The 15464-nt window shown below is 60.7% G+C and carries 14 protein-coding genes; 9 read left to right on the forward strand and 5 right to left on the reverse strand.

The features are described from left to right. Positions 1-130 precede the first annotated feature (130 nt). Positions 131-991: a MurR/RpiR family transcriptional regulator gene (locus PCOSP_RS06515; protein ID WP_171057240.1), complete on the reverse strand. Its 861-nt coding sequence runs from the start codon at positions 989-991 to the stop codon at positions 131-133. Between the two features lie 196 nt (positions 992-1187). Between PCOSP_RS06515 and zwf the strand changes: the two genes are divergently transcribed. Genes zwf through PCOSP_RS06530 form a run of 3 tightly spaced genes read left to right on the forward strand, consistent with a single transcriptional unit; the run spans position 1188 to position 4040 of the window. Beyond that, on the forward strand, positions 1188-2657 hold the full coding sequence (zwf, locus tag PCOSP_RS06520; RefSeq protein WP_139647597.1) for a glucose-6-phosphate dehydrogenase: 1470 nt from the start codon (positions 1188-1190) through the stop codon (positions 2655-2657). Further along, positions 2644-3357 carry a 6-phosphogluconolactonase gene (gene pgl, locus PCOSP_RS06525; protein ID WP_139647599.1) on the forward strand — a complete coding sequence of 238 codons (714 nt, stop codon included), beginning with the start codon at positions 2644-2646 and terminating at the stop codon, positions 3355-3357. Before zwf ends, pgl begins: the two co-directional genes overlap by 14 nt. Positions 3358-3374: 17 nt before the next feature. Then, positions 3375-4040 (forward strand): bifunctional 4-hydroxy-2-oxoglutarate aldolase/2-dehydro-3-deoxy-phosphogluconate aldolase, encoded by a 666-nt coding sequence (locus PCOSP_RS06530; protein WP_024781181.1) that lies wholly within the window; start codon positions 3375-3377, stop codon positions 4038-4040. Positions 4041-4297: 257 nt separating this feature from the next. Here the strand turns inward: PCOSP_RS06530 and PCOSP_RS06535 are convergent, their stop codons facing one another. Together PCOSP_RS06535 and PCOSP_RS06540 are read right to left on the reverse strand one after the other, a co-directional pair. Continuing rightward, the gene (locus tag PCOSP_RS06535) at positions 4298-5485 is read right to left on the reverse strand and encodes an aminotransferase class V-fold PLP-dependent enzyme (protein WP_139647601.1); all 1188 of its coding nucleotides are present in this window, start codon (positions 5483-5485) and stop codon (positions 4298-4300) included. A 12-nt stretch (positions 5486-5497) separates the two neighbouring features. Continuing rightward, positions 5498-5734: a DUF3820 family protein gene (locus PCOSP_RS06540; protein WP_024781183.1), complete on the reverse strand. Its 237-nt coding sequence runs from the start codon at positions 5732-5734 to the stop codon at positions 5498-5500. A gap of 205 nt (positions 5735-5939) precedes the next feature. Between PCOSP_RS06540 and PCOSP_RS06545 the strand changes: the two genes are divergently transcribed. The 4 genes from PCOSP_RS06545 to PCOSP_RS06560 all read left to right on the forward strand — a co-directional run bounded on the left by PCOSP_RS06545 (position 5940) and on the right by PCOSP_RS06560 (position 9704). Then, positions 5940-6404: a ferritin-like domain-containing protein gene (locus tag PCOSP_RS06545; protein ID WP_139647602.1), complete on the forward strand. Its 465-nt coding sequence runs from the start codon at positions 5940-5942 to the stop codon at positions 6402-6404. 232 nt (positions 6405-6636) lie between these two features. Beyond that, on the forward strand, positions 6637-8637 hold the full coding sequence (locus tag PCOSP_RS06550) for an FUSC family protein (RefSeq protein WP_175363761.1): 2001 nt from the start codon (positions 6637-6639) through the stop codon (positions 8635-8637). Next, positions 8624-8830 (forward strand): DUF1656 domain-containing protein, encoded by a 207-nt coding sequence (locus PCOSP_RS06555; RefSeq protein ID WP_024781186.1) that lies wholly within the window; start codon positions 8624-8626, stop codon positions 8828-8830. Before PCOSP_RS06550 ends, PCOSP_RS06555 begins: the two co-directional genes overlap by 14 nt. A gap of 10 nt (positions 8831-8840) precedes the next feature. Next, entirely contained in the window at positions 8841-9704 is an 864-nt protein-coding gene (locus PCOSP_RS06560; RefSeq protein ID WP_041023861.1) for an efflux RND transporter periplasmic adaptor subunit, read from the forward strand. Between the two features lie 127 nt (positions 9705-9831). On the opposite strand, the gene PCOSP_RS06565 is transcribed toward PCOSP_RS06560, so the two are convergent. Together PCOSP_RS06565 and PCOSP_RS06570 are read right to left on the reverse strand one after the other, a co-directional pair. Next, the gene (locus PCOSP_RS06565) at positions 9832-10302 is read right to left on the reverse strand and encodes a MaoC family dehydratase (protein WP_041023860.1); all 471 of its coding nucleotides are present in this window, start codon (positions 10300-10302) and stop codon (positions 9832-9834) included. 44 nt (positions 10303-10346) lie between these two features. Then, positions 10347-11291 (reverse strand): alpha/beta hydrolase, encoded by a 945-nt coding sequence (locus tag PCOSP_RS06570; RefSeq protein ID WP_464710594.1) that lies wholly within the window; start codon positions 11289-11291, stop codon positions 10347-10349. Between the two features lie 224 nt (positions 11292-11515). Between PCOSP_RS06570 and fadD2 the strand changes: the two genes are divergently transcribed. After that, the gene (gene fadD2 / locus PCOSP_RS06575) at positions 11516-13204 is read left to right on the forward strand and encodes a long-chain-fatty-acid--CoA ligase FadD2 (RefSeq protein WP_175363759.1); all 1689 of its coding nucleotides are present in this window, start codon (positions 11516-11518) and stop codon (positions 13202-13204) included. 386 nt (positions 13205-13590) lie between these two features. Beyond that, positions 13591-15282, forward strand: a complete 1692-nt coding sequence (fadD1, locus tag PCOSP_RS06580) for a long-chain-fatty-acid--CoA ligase FadD1 (RefSeq protein ID WP_139647612.1) — start codon at positions 13591-13593, stop codon at positions 15280-15282. The last annotated feature ends 182 nt before the right edge of the window (positions 15283-15464 follow it).

A 15464-nucleotide genomic window follows, 5' to 3' on the forward strand; every position in this document is an offset into this window, starting at 1 on the left:
CCAGGTACTCGGCGTTGCTGTTGGCCTCTTCGCGAGCAAGCCCGCTTCCACACGGTGAAATGCATTTCAAATGTGGGAGCGGGCTTGCTCGCGAAGACTGACTAACGGACGCCAAAGCTCCTGAGCCGAATCAGTTGAACTCATCCCCCACCGGATACCGGCTGGCATTCAGGCTTTCCTTGATCTTGCGCAAGTGCGGCTGGAAATCCACGCCCCGACGCAGGGTCATGCCGGTGGCGAGCACGTCCAGCACAGTGAGCTGGATGATCCGCGAGGTCATCGGCATGTAGATGTCGGTGTCTTCGGGGAGCGGAATATTCAGGCTCAGGGTACTGGCCTTGGCCAGGGGAGAGTTTTCAGCGGTGAGGCCCAATACCGAGGCGCCGTTTTCCCGGGCGATGCGGGCCACCTCCACCAATTCGCGGGTGCGGCCGGTGTAGGAAATGATCACGAACAGCTCACCGGTGTGGGCCACCGACGCGATCATGCGCTGCATCAGCACGTCGGCATGGGCGGTCACTGCCAGGTTGAAGCGGAAAAACTTGTGCTGGGCGTCCAGCGCCACCGGGGCCGAGGCACCGAGGCCGAAGAAGTGGATCTGTCGGGCCTGGATCAGCAGGTCCACGGCACGGCTGATCAAATTTGGATCAAGTGCCTGGCAGGCACTGTCCAACGAAGCAATGGCACTGCCAAAGATTTTCTGGGTGTAGGCTTCGGGGTTGTCGTCGGCCTCTACCGCACGGCTGACATAAGCGGCGCCGCTGGCCAGGCTCTGGGCCAGTTGCAGCTTGAGCTCCGGGTAGCCGCTGACGCCGAACGAACGGCAGAAACGGTTGACCGTAGGCTCGCTGACCGACGCAGCCTGGGCGAGGGCGGCGATGCTGAAACGGGTGGCCTGCTGTGGGTTGAGCAGGATCACCTCGGCCACCTTGCGTTCTGCCTTGTTCAGGTCTTCAAGGCGACTCTGGATCTGCTCCAGTAAATTTCGCACGCGGTCCATAGAGGATTCCTAGAAAGACGGGTCTTTGATACGACCCTTTGCGGTGGCCTATCCTACTGATGGCTCCGACGGACCACCACTCGGAATCGGTATTTTCGGAAAATGTTGTGGTTATTACTACATTTTTCCTTGAGTGATGCCTTGAAAAAAGGTATTTGTAGCCTAACTTGATAAAAGAACAAACATCATGCCTTCGATAACGGTTGAACCGTGCACCTTTGCCTTGTTCGGCGCGCTGGGCGATCTGGCCTTGCGCAAGCTGTTTCCCGCCCTGTATCAACTCGATGGTGCCGGCCTGTTGCACGAGGACACGCGAATCATTGCGCTGGCCCGTGAACCCGGCAGCGAGCAGCAGCACCTGGCGTTCATCGCCACGGAACTGCGCCGCTACGTGGGTGACAAGGACCTGAACGAAACCGTGTTCGAGCGCTTCATGGCGCGGCTGACTTACCTGCATGTGGATTTCCTCAAGGCCGACGATTATGTCGCCCTGGCCGAACAGATTGGTGCGGCCCAGCAGGTCATTGCCTATTTCGCCACACCAGCGGCGGTATACGGATCGATCTGCGAGAACCTGGCGAAGGTCGGCTTGAGCGAAAACACCCGCGTCGTGTTGGAGAAACCCATCGGCTCGGACCTGGAATCCTCGCGCAAGGTCAACGACGCCGTGGCCCAGTTCTTCCCGGAGAACCGCACCTATCGTATCGACCACTACCTGGGCAAAGAGACGGTTCAGAACCTGATCGCGCTGCGGTTCGCCAACAGCCTGTTCGAAACCCAGTGGAACCAGCATTACATTTCCCATGTGGAAATCACCGTGGCCGAAAAGGTCGGCATCGAAGGCCGCTGGGGCTATTTCGACAAGGCCGGACAGCTGCGGGACATGATCCAGAATCACCTGTTGCAGCTGCTCTGCCTGATTGCCATGGACCCGCCGGCCGAACTGTCCGCCGACAGCATCCGTGACGAGAAGGTCAAGGTGCTCAAGGCATTGGCGCCGATCAGCCCCGAAGGCCTGACCACCCAAGTGGTGCGCGGCCAGTACATCGCCGGCCACAGCGAGGGCAAGGCGGTACCGGGCTACCTGGAAGAGCCCAATTCCAACACCCAGAGCGATACCGAAACCTTCGTCGCCCTGCGCGCCGACATTCGCAACTGGCGCTGGGCCGGGGTTCCGTTCTACCTGCGCACCGGCAAGCGCATGCCGCAGAAGCTGTCGCAGATCGTCATTCACTTCAAGGAACCGTCCCACTACATCTTCGCTCCCGAGCAGCGCTTGCAGATCAGCAACAAACTGATCATCCGCCTGCAACCGGACGAGGGGATTTCCCTGCGGGTGATGACCAAGGAGCAAGGCCTGGACAAGGGCATGCAATTGCGCAGTGGTCCTTTGCAACTCAACTTTTCCGACACCTGGCGTAGCGCGCGGATTCCCGATGCCTACGAGCGGTTGTTGCTGGAAGTCATGAACGGCAATCAGAACCTGTTTGTCCGTAAAGATGAAATCGAAGCCGCGTGGACGTGGTGTGACCAGTTGATTGCCGGATGGAAGAAGTCCGGTGATGCGCCCAAGCCGTACGCGGCCGGGTCCTGGGGGCCGATGAGCTCCATCGCACTGATCACGCGGGATGGGAGGTCGTGGTATGGCGATATCTGAAGTGAAACTGCCCCAGGGCGTCAGCGCCCAGGCATTCAAGAGCCCGGTGCTGTTGGCTGAAGGCCTGGCATTGAAAGTGGCCGAGCAACTGCGCGCGGCGATCGACGCGCGCGGTACGGCGGTCCTGGTGGTGTCCGGCGGTCGCAGCCCGGTGGCGTTTTTCCAGAGCCTGGCCAAGCAGGCACTGGATTGGTCGAAGGTGGTGGTGAGCCTGGCGGACGAGCGCTGGGTACCGGTTGAACATGCCGACAGCAATGCCGGCCTGCTCAAGCGTTACCTGTTGCAAGGCGCGGCGGCCAAGGCCCAGTTCCTGAGCCTCTACAGCGCCAGTGCCAATCTGGAGGCCGCCGCCGAGCAGGCGGATCGCCTGCTGGCCGAGCTGCCGCCCATCGATGTGCTGGTATTGGGCATGGGTGATGACGGACACACCGCTTCGTTGTTCCCCGACAGCCCGAACCTGGCCGCAGCCTTGGACACCCAGGGCGCTCGTCGTTGCTGGCCAATGCTGGCGCCGACCGTGCCGCACCAGCGCCTGACCATGAGCCGCGCCTTGCTGGCCTCGGCGAAGCACAAAGTGCTGTCGATTTCCGGTCAATCGAAATTGACCACCCTGAACGCTGCGGTGGCCGGTGACAACGTCGCCGAAATGCCGATCCGTGCGTTTTTGCAACCTACGTTAGAGATTTACTGGTGCCCATGAACCAAGGATCAGCCGCTATGACAACTCTACCCCCGACCGTTTCCATGGCGGACAAAGTTACCCTGATCGATGACCTGTGCGCCAAGGCGCGGATCCTGCCGGTCATCACCATCGCTCGCGAACAGGACATCCTGCCGCTGGCTGATGCCCTGGCGGCCGGTGGCCTGACGGCGCTGGAAGTGACCTTGCGTTCCCAGTTCGGCCTCAAGGCCATTCAGGTGTTGCGCGAGCAACGTCCAGAGCTGGTGACCGGTGCCGGTACGGTGCTCGACCGCCAGATGCTGGCGGCTGCCGAGGCGGCCGGTTCGCAATTCATCGTGACCCCGGGCATCACTCGTGACCTGCTCGAAGCCAGTGTCGACAGCCCGATCCCGTTGCTACCGGGCATCAGCAACGCGTCCGGCATCATGGAAGGCTACGGCCTGGGCTATCGCCGCTTCAAATTGTTCCCGGCGGAAGTCAGTGGCGGTGTCGCCGCCATCAAGGCCCTGGGCGGCCCGTTCGGCGAAGTGAAATTCTGCCCGACCGGCGGCGTCGGGCCGGCCAATATCAAGAGCTACATGGCGTTGAAAAACGTGATGTGCGTGGGCGGTAGCTGGATGCTCGATCCGGAGTGGATCAAGAACGGCGACTGGGCCCGCATCCAGGAATGCACCGCCGAGGCACTGGCGCTGCTGGACTGATTGTTTTTCCGAACTTCGTTGGGTGTTCTACGGCTTTACGGTGCGCTTGGTCGGCGCGCCGTTTTTTTTGCCTGGTTTTTGGCCGAACACTGATTGGTGTTGAGAGCACCTATTCTGTGGCGAGGGGATTTATCCCCGCTGGGTCGCGCAGCGGCCCCATTTTTTGGGGGCTGTTGCACAGCCCAGCGGGGCGGTGCGACGTTTCGCTAAATCCCCTCGCCACAGATAATCCCCCTCGCCACAGGGGGCTGTGCAGGCTATGTGCGGCTCAGCTCGATCAAGGCCCGGGTAAGCCGCTCGATATCACTCGCCAGAGTGATCAGTCCCGGCGTGATACGGATACAAGGCCCGACGCTGGTCTGGCGTACCACGGTGAAGATCCCATAGTCGTGGAGCAATCGATCGGCCATCGCCTGCTGATCCGCCTGGGCGGTAAAGCGCATCGAGGTGATGCCGCAGTAGAGTCGCCGATCATCCGGGGTCATGACTTCGATACCCGGCAGATCGCGCACCGCGCTGACCCACAGGTCGCGCAAGTAGCAGAGACGCGCACCTTTGGCCAGGGCGCCGCCCAGGGCGCGGTGTTCTTCGAACACCAGGGGCAGGGTCAGTTGGGCCGGAATATTCGGGGTACTGTGGGGCGTGCGTGAGCGGATGTCGTTGGCCGGGTAATGACTGTCGTCCATGTCCGGATCGATGTCGGCCAGGCGTTTCGGGGCGATGTACAGGAAGCCCAGGGCCAGGGGCCCGCCGATCCATTTCTGCAGATTGAATCCGGCGAACGGGATACCCATTTTGGCCAGGTCAAAATCGATCTGGCCCAGGGCGTGGGCGCCGTCGAGGATGATGTCGACATCGAACTCCCGAGCCGCTTCGGCAATGGCCTTTACCGGCATCACCAGCCCGGTGAGGTGGTTGACGTAGGTCAGCGTCATCAGTTTCAAGCGCGGGTAGCGAATGAACGCTTCCCGGTAAGTCCCCACCAGGCTCTCGAAACTGGCCGGATGCTGGTGGACCAGTTCGATCAGCTCCACGCCACGCTGGCGGGCCAGCCAGCGCATCGCGTTCTTGACCGACTGATATTCCAGGTCACAGATCAGCACCTGGTCGCCAGGTTTCAGGCCGTTGTAGTTGCGAATCAACGATTGCAGGGCGTCCACGGCACTGCGGGTCAGCGCCACGGTTTGCGCAGGCGCCTTGATCAACTCCGCGACTTGGCGGCGAATGGCCTCGCCCTGGTCATGGTCGAAATGCTGGCGCACGTACACCGAGTTGCTGCGGTTGATGAAATCGATGTTGCGCTGGTACTCCTCGACCACCGTCCGCGACATGCGTCCGAAGTAGCCGTTCTCCAGGTTCAGCGGTTCATCGGGGGCGACGTCGTAGCGGTCGACAAAGGTCTGCCAGAAAGCTTCATCGTGGGCACGCAGGGTATTCTCGGGCATGTGAGGACTCAATCAGGGGCGGGGCTTGGGTTTGCCGTGCTTGACGCGCAGGGGATCGAGCAGGTCGGACAGACCGTTGTGGTCGATTTCCTGCATCAACGCCAGCAAACCGCCCAACTCACCGTGGGGAAAACCTTCGCGGGCGAACCAGTTCAGGTATTGACCGGGCAGGTCGGCCAGGATTCGGCCTTTGTATTTACCAAAAGGCATCTGGCGCGTGACCAGCAGTTCGAGGGTTTCCGGGTTCATGGCAAATGTCTTGAATCAAACAGGTTTGAAAATACAGGCATTCTGCATGCAGGCCAAATGACAGATCATGCAAATAACGCGGATACAGATTTTGTCTGTTTAATTAACTTATTGATTTCTAAGGTTTATTTTTGTAGGTCGGAGCTGGCATGCCCGATGCAATATTCCCTGCAGGTTTTGTATTCACCAGCAAAGGAATTGAAAAATGACTGATATGAACAAAGAAGCCATCGCCGTCCTGAACGACCTGATCCAGACCAGCAAGGATGGTCAGGAAGGGTTCAAGACCTGCGCTGAAGACATCAAGCATCCACAGCTCAAGGCTCTGTTCGTGCAACGGTCCGTCGATTGTGCCACGGCTGCATCCGAACTGCAGGCGGCCGTTCGCTCGTTGGGTGGTGATCCGGAAACCTCCACCAGTGTCTCCGGTGACCTGCACCGCCGCTGGGTGGATGTGAAGTCGATGTTCACCGGCAAGGATGAGGAAGCGGTGCTCAACGAAGCCGAGCGCGGCGAAGACCATGCGCTGAAGGCCTATAGGGAAGCCATGGAGAAGATCACCAAGCACAATCTGGTCGGCATCCGCGATCTGGTTGAACGCCAGTACCATGGCGTGCAACGCAACCATGATCAGGTCAAGGCGCTGCGTAACCAGGCACGCGCCAGCTGATACACGCGCTTGATCGAAAAAACGCCAGCCTTGTCTGGCGTTTTTTTTGTGCGACTTATCGGCAAGCTCATTTGTGGCAAGGGATTGATCGCCACAGATTCGGAAAAAGTGTCTTGTCAAATCCACAGGTAATCAACTCTGGACTCAAATAGGTAGCTAGCTAATAATTGCGCTTGCCCCATCACCCATCTTTGCAACTATCGTTACTGCAACCCCTGAAAGAGTTTCCTGAGTGCCCATTACCTTCCAGGCCTTGTTCGCCCCCGACCGCCTCGCTGTGCAGTTCGCCATCAAGACCGTACTCGGTGGTGGGCTGGCGTTGTGGCTGGCATTGCGGTGGGGGTTGGAGCAGCCGTCGTGGGCGTTGATGACCGCGTTCATCGTGGCGCAGCCGCTGTCGGGGATGGTGGTGCAAAAGGGATTGGCGCGGCTGCTCGGTACCCTGGTGGGGACCGTCATGTCGGTGGTCTTCATGGGGTTGTTCGCACAGACCCCCTGGTTGTTCCTGTTGGCGCTGGCCTTGTGGCTGGGGCTGTGCACGGCCTGTTCGACATTGCTGCGAAGTGCCTGGTCCTATTCGTTCGTGTTGGCCGGGTACACGGTGGCGATCATCGCCTTGCCGGCCATTTCCCACCCGCTGGGGGTGTTCGATCAGGCGGTGGCGCGCTGCACCGAAATCAGTCTGGGGATTGTCTGTGCCACGGCCGCCAGTGCCTTGCTCTGGCCGTTACGGGTCGAGCGACAGCTGGCGGGCCAGGCCCATGCCGCTTGGCAGAGCGGCATGCAGGCGGCCCGTGCCACCCTGGCCGGCGACGCCCAGGCACGCAAGGGCTTGCTGGAAATTCTCGGCAGGATCGTTGCGGTGGATGCCCAGCGCGAACATGCCTGGTTCGAAGGCAGCCTGGGTCGTCAGCGCGCCCGGGCCATCAGCGGCTTGAGCCAGAAATTGCTGATGCTGCTGCGCATTGCCCGTTCGGTGCGTCGGCAATGGAAGCAACTCGAACCCGCAGAAGCCGAGGCCCTCCAACCCTGGATGAACGAGGTTCAGCAAGCCCTCGATGCCGACACGGCGACGCTGCAAGCCTTGCGACCACGGGTGCTGGACGCCTCTCACGATCCCTCGATCAGCTCGGCGCAAAGTTACTGCCTGGCACGTTTCGCCTTGTTGCTCGACACCGCGCTGGCCGCTTGCGCGGCGCTGGCGGCGGTGCGAGAGGGCAGGGAGGCATCGGATCCGCCGCGCACCTTGACGCCCCATCGCGACGTGTCCCTGGCCATGGTATTCGGTGCCCGTAGCGCCTTGGCATTTCTGGCGGTTTCCTGCTTCTGGCTGGCAACGGCCTGGCCCGCCGCCAGCGGCGCGTTGGTGTTGACGTGTGTCGTGTGCAGCCTGTTTGCCAGCCGCGAAAACGGTGCGCAGATCGGCATGAGTTTCCTGCGGGGCATCCTCTTGGCCGTGCCGACGGCGTTCGTGGTCGGCGAGATCCTGCTGCCGCAGTGGAGCAGCTTCGCCATGCTTTGCATGGCCATGGGCGTGCCGTTGTTCTTCGGTGCGCTGGGCATGGCCAAGCCGCCGATCTTTGCCACGGCCACGTCGTTCTGCTTGCATTTTGTGGTGCTGATATCACCGCTCAACGCCATGAAGTACGACGTGGCGACATTCTTCAATAGCGCTCAGGCGATGATGATCGGCGTGGGGGCGGCGGTATTGGCATTCAATCTGCTGATTTTGCGCGATCCGGCCTGGCACGGCCGTCGCCTGCTGGCGGCGACCCTGGATGACCTGGTGCGCCTGACCCGGCGCAACTTGAGTGGCGCCGAGAGCTGGTTCGGCGGACGCATGGCCGATCGGCTGTTGCAGCTGGCGCGGCATTACCCCGAGCTGCCGGTCCCGTCGCGCAGCCGTTGGGATGATGGATTGCTCGGCCTGGATATCGGCGATGAGCTGTTGCACCTGCGTCTGAGCCTGGCCGTCGCCCAGGTGTCCGACAGCCGGGCGCAACGGCGCTATTTCGAAGCGCTGGAGCAGGTGCTCGAACGCGGCCCGTCCGGTGAGCAGGCCGATGCGTTGGCCCCGGCCAGCGCCGAGTTCCTGAAGGTGTTATCGACAGAGCCCCCCGGCGATGCGCTGAAGTTGGCGCAGGGCGCGGTGGTGCAATTGCAGAGCAGCTGGCGCGCCTGGTGTCGCCAGCACGAACCGGAACGACGGGAGCACAGCCATGGGCTTGCGTGAATGGTCGATTGGCGGGGTGTTGCTCAGCCCGTTCCTGATTTATGTGGTGCTGGCCTTGCTGGTGACCGGTGCATTGCGCCTGTTGCTCAGCCTGGTGCCGGCCGGGCGTTGGATCTGGCACGAAGCCTTGTTCGACTGCGCCCTGTATGTCTGTGTCCTGACAGTGATTACCCTGGTCCTCGGGCCGTTATAAGGAGTTGAACATGCGTACCTCCGTACGTGTCGCCATTACGCTGGGCGTGGTGGCATTGGCGATTTTCGCCGGGTTTCACCTGTGGCAGTACTACATGCTCACGCCCTGGACCCGGGATGCGCGGATTCGCGCCGACGTGGTGGTGATCGCCCCCGACGTGTCGGGCTGGGTGCGTGAACTCAAGGCGGTGGATAACCAGCAGGTCAAGGCCGGCGATCTGTTACTGAGCATCGACCGCGAACGCTTCGAAGCCGCCGTGGAGAAGGCCAGGGCAGTGGTTCAGACCCGCCAGCAGCAACTGAGCCTGCGCGAGCATGAAGCCAGTCGCCGTGCCGCCCTGGGGCCCCAGGCCATCAGTGCCGAGCTGCGGGAAAATGCCCAGATCAACGCCGGCATCGCCCGGGGCGAGCTGCGCGAAGCCCAGGCCGAGGCCAAGGTCGCCGAGCTCAACCTGGCTCGCAGCCAGGTCTTGGCGCCTCGTAGCGGTCACATCACCAACCTGCGGCTGGCCGAAGGCAATTACGTTAACGCCGGGCAGCCGGTCATGGCATTGATCGACGATTCGACGTTTTATGTGCAGGCCTATTTCGAAGAAACCAAACTGCCGAGGATCCGCGTGGGCGATCCGGTCAAGGTCTGGCTGATGAGCGCCGGTCATGCCCTGGAAGGTCACGTCGAAAGCGTCAGCCGTGGCATTACCGATCGCAATACCAACCCGGACGCGCAGTTGCTGGCGGAAGTTGAACCGACCTTCAACTGGGTGCGCCTGGCCCAGCGGATACCGGTGCGGATCAAGCTGGACAAGGTGCCGGAAGGGGTGAACCTGAGTGCGGGGATGACGGCGAGTGTGCAGGTGCAGGAGCACGATCAATAACTTGTCGCAGGACCTGTGGGAGCAAGGCTTGCCCGCGATGAAGTGAATGCGGTCTACCTTGAAATCGAGGTGCCCTGATCGCGGGCAAGCCTTGCTCCCACAGAAGGGATGAATTCCCTTGCGATAATCAGCCGATGCTGATCGCCGGCAGCGTCGGCAAGGTCACGGTCTGCTGTTTGCGCGGCGCGAGGATCTCGGCTTCGCCATCCACCACCAGCTCATCGCGCTGGTTGAACACGCGGGTGGCGATGCGTACGCGAAACTTCGGCAGCTTTTCCAGGATCTCCAGGCGTACGGTCAGGGTATCGCCGATCTTTACCGGTTTCTGGAAGCTCATCTGCTGGCCGATATAGATGGTGCCGGGCCCAGGCAGCTCGCACGCCACCGCGGCGCTGATCAGCGCACCGCTGAACATGCCATGGGCGATGCGCTCCTTGAACATGCTCGCCGCGGCGAATTCGGCGTCCAGGTGCACGGGGTTGTGATCGCCCGACATGGCGGCGAACAGCTGGATATCACGCTCTTCGACGGATTTGCTATAGCTGGCGGTCTGGCCGACTTCGAGGGCTTCGTAAGGGGTGTTGGTAACCTGGGTCATCTGTTTCTGATCCTGTGGCGGGTAAGGGAAAAAGCGCTGGCAAGCTACTCGCTTCGTGGCGGGCGCTTGTGGTTCAGGGCCTGGGCAATCCAGGCCAGCACATCGGCCGTCACTTCATCGCGGTTGGTTTCGTTGAACAATTCGTGCCGGGCCTGTGGGTAAATCGTCAATTGCAGGTGCTGGCTGCCGGCGGCGCGCAGGGCGTCGGCCAGATCCTTGAGACGCTTGCCGTCGCTTACCGGATCACATTCGCCGCCAATGACCAGCAACGGCAGGTCCGGATCGATCTGGGCGAGATTGGACGCTTTGCTGATTTGCTGCAAGCCACCGAGCAGGTCGACCCACAGCTGATTGCTGCAGCGAAAGCCGCACAGTGGGTCGTGGACGTACTTGTCCACTTCGGCCGGGTCGCGGCTGAGCCAGTCGAAGGGCGTGCGGGTTGGTTTGAATTTCTGATTGAAACTGCCGAACGACAGCCATTCGATCAAGGCGCTACGCCCGGTGGCACCCTGGCGCCAGCGTTCGAAGCGGGCAATCAGGCGGGCGGTGCGATACAGCGCCACCGGTTGGAAATTGGAACCGCTGAGAATCGCCCCATGCAGGCTTGCGCTGTGATGCAGCAGGTACGCCTGGGCGATGTAGCTGCCCATGCTGTGGCCCAGCAGCACGATTGGCGTGTCGGGATGTTGCTGGCCGATGTGATGGTTGAGGCTGGCCAGGTCGCCGACCACCTTCGCCCAGCCATCCTCGTCGGCATAATGGCCGAGGAGCGCCCCCTCGCCGGTCTTGCCATGGCCGCGCAGATCCGCAGCGTAAACACCGTAGCCTTCGTCGCACAGGGCCTGGGCCAGGCGCTCATAGCGGCCGCTGTGTTCGGCCATGCCGTGGGCCAGCATGATCACCGCCCGAGGCGTGGTTTGCGGCAACCACTGATTGACGAACAGGCGGCTGTGATCGGTTGCGGTCAGCCAGAACGTTTGATGAGTCATGACGATCCTTTACAGGGGAGCATGCGCAATGTTGCTCCATTGTATAGCGCATCCGTTGCGTCTCGCCTGATCAGGCCACACGTAGGCGGCAAGATTCACACAATCTATGACACAAATTGCCGTATTTGCCTGATTGGCCAGAGCTGCTAGTGTCCCAAGAGCTCCGCTTCTGCGAGTCGTAAAGAAGCGGCCCGGGATAGGTTCAGGTAAAGAGGATAAAAACAATGCAGCCTGATTTCTGGAATGACAAACGCCCGGCCGGCGTGCCCCTGGATGTCGACCTCGGGGCCTATAAGTCGGTCATCGAGGTGTTCGAGCGTTCCTGCAAGAAATTCGCCGACCGCCCGGCGTTCAGCAACATGGGCGTGACCCTCACGTATGCCGAGCTCGAGCGCCATAGCGCAGCCTTTGCCGGTTACCTGCAAAGCCATACCGATCTGGTTCCCGGTGACCGTATCGCGGTGCAGATGCCCAATGTCCTGCAATATCCGATTGCCGTCTTCGGTGCCTTGCGCGCCGGGTTGATCGTGGTCAACACCAACCCGCTGTACACACCGCGGGAAATGCGCCACCAGTTCAAGGATTCCGGTGCCCGGGCGCTGGTGTACATGAACCTGTTCGGAAGCAAGGTCCAGGAAGTGATGCCCGACACGGACCTGCAGTACCTGATCGAAGCGAAAATGGGTGACCTGATGCCCACCGCCAAGGGCTGGCTGGTCAACACCGTGGTGAACAAGGTCAAGAAGATGGTCCCGGCGTATTCGCTGCCCCAGGCCATTTCCTTCAAGAGCGCCTTGCGCCTGGGGCGTGGCCAGGCCATCAAGCCATTGAAGGTCAGCCTCGACGACATCGCGGTGCTGCAATACACCGGCGGCACCACCGGGTTGGCAAAGGGTGCGATGCTGACCCACGGCAACCTGGTGGCCAACATGCAGCAGGCCCGGGCCTGCCTGGGACAGCTCGGCGATGACGGCCAGCCGCTGCTGCGCGAAGGCCAGGAGGTCATGATCGCGCCGCTGCCGCTCTACCATATCTACGCCTTCACGGCGAACTGCATGTGCATGATGGTGACCGGCAACCACAACGTGCTGATCACCAATCCGCGGGATATCGCTGGCTTCATCAAGGAGCTGAAGAACTGGCGTTTCTCGTTATTGCTGGGGCTCAACACGCTGTTCGTGGCGTTGATGGACCATCCGGATTTCAAGACCCTGGACTTTTCCCACCTCAAGGTCACCAATTCCGGCGGCACCGCGTTGATCAAGGCCACCGCCGAGCGCTGGCAGCAGATCACCGGTTGCGGCATTACCGAAGGGTATGGGCTGACCGAAACCTCGCCGGTGGCGAGCGCCAATCCTTATGGCGGTAAATCCCGGCTGGGCACGGTGGGGATGCCAGTGCCGGGCACGCTGATGAAAGTGATCAACGATGATGGCGTCGAGCAGCCTCTGGGCGAGCGTGGCGAGCTGTGCATCAAGGGCCCACAGATCATGAAAGGCTACTGGAACAAGCCTGAAGCCACCGCCGAAGTGCTGGACAGCGAAGGCTGGTTCAAGTCCGGTGACATCGCGGTGATCGACCCGGACGGTTTCGTGCGGATCGTCGATCGCAAGAAGGACATGATCATCGTCTCGGGTTTCAACGTGTACCCCAACGAAATCGAAGACGTGGTGATGGCCCACCCGAAGGTCGCCAATTGCGCGGTGATCGGTGTGCCGGACGACCGCTCCGGGGAGGCGGTGAAACTGTTCGTGGTTGCGCGGGAGGCGGGCGTCAGCCTCGAAGAACTCAAGGCCTACTGCAAGGAGAACTTCACCGGCTACAAGATTCCCAAGCACATCGTGTTGCGAGAGTCGCTGCCGATGACGCCGGTGGGCAAGATCCTGCGCCGGGAGCTGCGCGATATCGCGTGATGTAGACCAAGCACATACCCTTGTGGGAGCGAGCCTGCTCGCGATAGCGGTGGATCAGTCATGGGAATATTGGCTGACACACCGCTATCGCGAGCAGGCTCGCTCCCACATGGGCTTCTGGGGTTTAAACAAAAAAGAAGGCCGGATTCAGAACGTTCCTACAGTTCGTAGAATTTTTACTCTAAAAATGACCATTGCATATTCTTGAGTCGGATTAGTGACCGTGCCGGCCACTTTTGGCTCTAGTCGACCCTTGGCAAAGCTGCTACTCTCGGCGCGCTTTTGTGACTTCTCGGCCTTCATCCAAGCCAGATTCACCAACAAACACACCAATAATAATCGCATCAAATGCGGTGAGAATTCGCGTTGCTGAGGAGTGGGCTTCCATGATCGAAGACTTTTGGAAGGATAAGTACCCAGCTGGGATTGCTGCCGACATCAATCCAGACGAGTATCCGAATATTCAGGCGGTGTTGAAGCAGTCCTGCCAACGCTTCGCCGACAAGCCGGCATTCAGCAACCTCGGCAAGACAATCACCTACGGTGAACTGTACGAATTGTCCGGTGCCTTTGCCGCGTATCTGCAACAGCATACCGATTTGCAGCCGGGCGATCGAATCGCCGTGCAATTGCCTAACGTTCTGCAATACCCGGTGGCAGTGTTCGGGGCCATTCGCGCCGGCCTCATCGTGGTCAATACCAACCCGCTGTACACCGCGCGGGAGATGGAGCACCAGTTCAACGATTCCGGCGCCAAGGCACTGGTGTGCCTGGCGAACATGGCGCACCTGGCCGAGACCGTGGTGCCGAAGACAGGCGTCAAGCACGTCATCGTCACCGAGGTGGCCGACCTGTTGCCGCCGCTCAAGCGGCTGCTGATCAACAGCGTGATCAAGTACGTCAAGAAGATGGTCCCGGCGTATCACCTGCCCAAGGCCGTCAAGTTCAACGACGTGCTGAGCAAGGGCCATGGCCGGCCAGTGACCGAAGCCAACCCGGGCAGCGATGATGTGGCCGTGTTGCAGTACACCGGTGGCACCACCGGCGTGGCCAAGGGGGCGATGCTGAGCCACCGCAACCTGGTGGCGAACATGCTGCAGTGCAAGGCGCTGATGGGTTCCAACCTCAATGAAGGTTGCGAAGTGCTGATCACGCCGCTGCCGCTGTACCACATCTATGCCTTCACCTTCCATTGCATGGCAATGATGCTGATCGGCAACCACAACATCCTGATCAGCAACCCGCGCGACCTTCCGGCGATGGTCAAGGAACTGTCGAAGTGGAAGTTCAGCGGTTTCGTCGGCCTCAATACCCTGTTCGTGGCACTGTGCAACAACGAAGGTTTCCGCAAGCTGGATTTCTCCGCGTTGAAAGTCACCTTGTCTGGCGGCATGGCCCTGCAACTGGCCGCTGCCGAGCGCTGGAAAGCGGTCACCGGTTGCCCGATCTGCGAAGGCTATGGCATGACTGAAACCAGTCCGGTGGCCACGGTCAACCCGATCCAGAACATCCAGGTCGGCACCATCGGCATTCCGGTGCCATCGACGCTGTGCAAGGTCATCAACGATGCAGGCGTCGAACTGCCTCTGGGCGAAGTCGGCGAGCTGTGTGTGAAAGGTCCGCAGGTGATGAAGGGCTATTGGCAGCGCCAGGAGGCCACCGACGAAATCCTCGACAGCGAAGGCTGGCTCAAGACCGGTGACATCGCGCTGATCCAGCCGGACGGCTACATGCGCATTGTCGACCGCAAGAAGGACATGATCCTGATCTCCGGCTTCAACGTGTACCCCAACGAGCTGGAAGACGTGCTGGCGACCCTGCCGGGCGTGCTGCAATGCGCCGCCATCGGTGTACCGGACGAGAAGTCCGGCGAGGCGATCAAGATCTTCATCGTCGTTCGACCCGGTGCCACGCTGACCAAGGAGCAAGTGATGGAGCACATGCGCGCCAACGTCACCGGCTACAAGGTTCCCAAGGCGGTCGAGTTCCGCGATGCGTTGCCGACCACCAATGTGGGCAAGATCCTGCGACGTGAGTTGCGGGATGAAGAGCTCAGGAAGTTGGGTGTGAAAAAGTGAATTGCGTGTAAACAAAAAGCCCCGCCGAAGCGGGGCTTTTTGTTGGGTGGCTACTTGAAGCGACGCCGTGTGGGAGTGAACTGTGGGAGCAAGGCTTGCCCGCGATGAAGTTGATTTGGTCTGCTTAGCGTCGTGGTGCCTTCATCGCGGGCAAGCCTTGCTCCCACATAATCCCCAAGCTA

It is taken from the genome of Pseudomonas sp. MAFF 730105, assembly GCF_055380705.1.

Bases quoted from the DNA above. Each gene is read 5' to 3' on its own strand.
- zwf (WP_139647597.1), top strand. From the start codon at position 1,188: ATGCCTTCGATAACGGTTGAACCGTGCACCTTTGCCTTGTTCGGCGCG.
- pgl (WP_139647599.1), top strand. From the start codon at position 2,644: ATGGCGATATCTGAAGTGAAACTGCCCCAGGGCGTCAGCGCCCAGGCA.
- PCOSP_RS06530 (WP_024781181.1), top strand. From the start codon at position 3,375: ATGACAACTCTACCCCCGACCGTTTCCATGGCGGACAAAGTTACCCTG.
- PCOSP_RS06535 (WP_139647601.1), bottom strand. From the start codon at position 5,485: ATGCCCGAGAATACCCTGCGTGCCCACGATGAAGCTTTCTGGCAGACC.
- PCOSP_RS06540 (WP_024781183.1), bottom strand. From the start codon at position 5,734: ATGAACCCGGAAACCCTCGAACTGCTGGTCACGCGCCAGATGCCTTTT.
- PCOSP_RS06545 (WP_139647602.1), top strand. From the start codon at position 5,940: ATGACTGATATGAACAAAGAAGCCATCGCCGTCCTGAACGACCTGATC.
- PCOSP_RS06555 (WP_024781186.1), top strand. From the start codon at position 8,624: ATGGGCTTGCGTGAATGGTCGATTGGCGGGGTGTTGCTCAGCCCGTTC.
- PCOSP_RS06560 (WP_041023861.1), top strand. From the start codon at position 8,841: ATGCGTACCTCCGTACGTGTCGCCATTACGCTGGGCGTGGTGGCATTG.
- PCOSP_RS06565 (WP_041023860.1), bottom strand. From the start codon at position 10,302: ATGACCCAGGTTACCAACACCCCTTACGAAGCCCTCGAAGTCGGCCAG.
- PCOSP_RS06570 (WP_464710594.1), bottom strand. From the start codon at position 11,291: ATGACTCATCAAACGTTCTGGCTGACCGCAACCGATCACAGCCGCCTG.
- fadD2 (WP_175363759.1), top strand. From the start codon at position 11,516: ATGCAGCCTGATTTCTGGAATGACAAACGCCCGGCCGGCGTGCCCCTG.
- fadD1 (WP_139647612.1), top strand. From the start codon at position 13,591: ATGATCGAAGACTTTTGGAAGGATAAGTACCCAGCTGGGATTGCTGCC.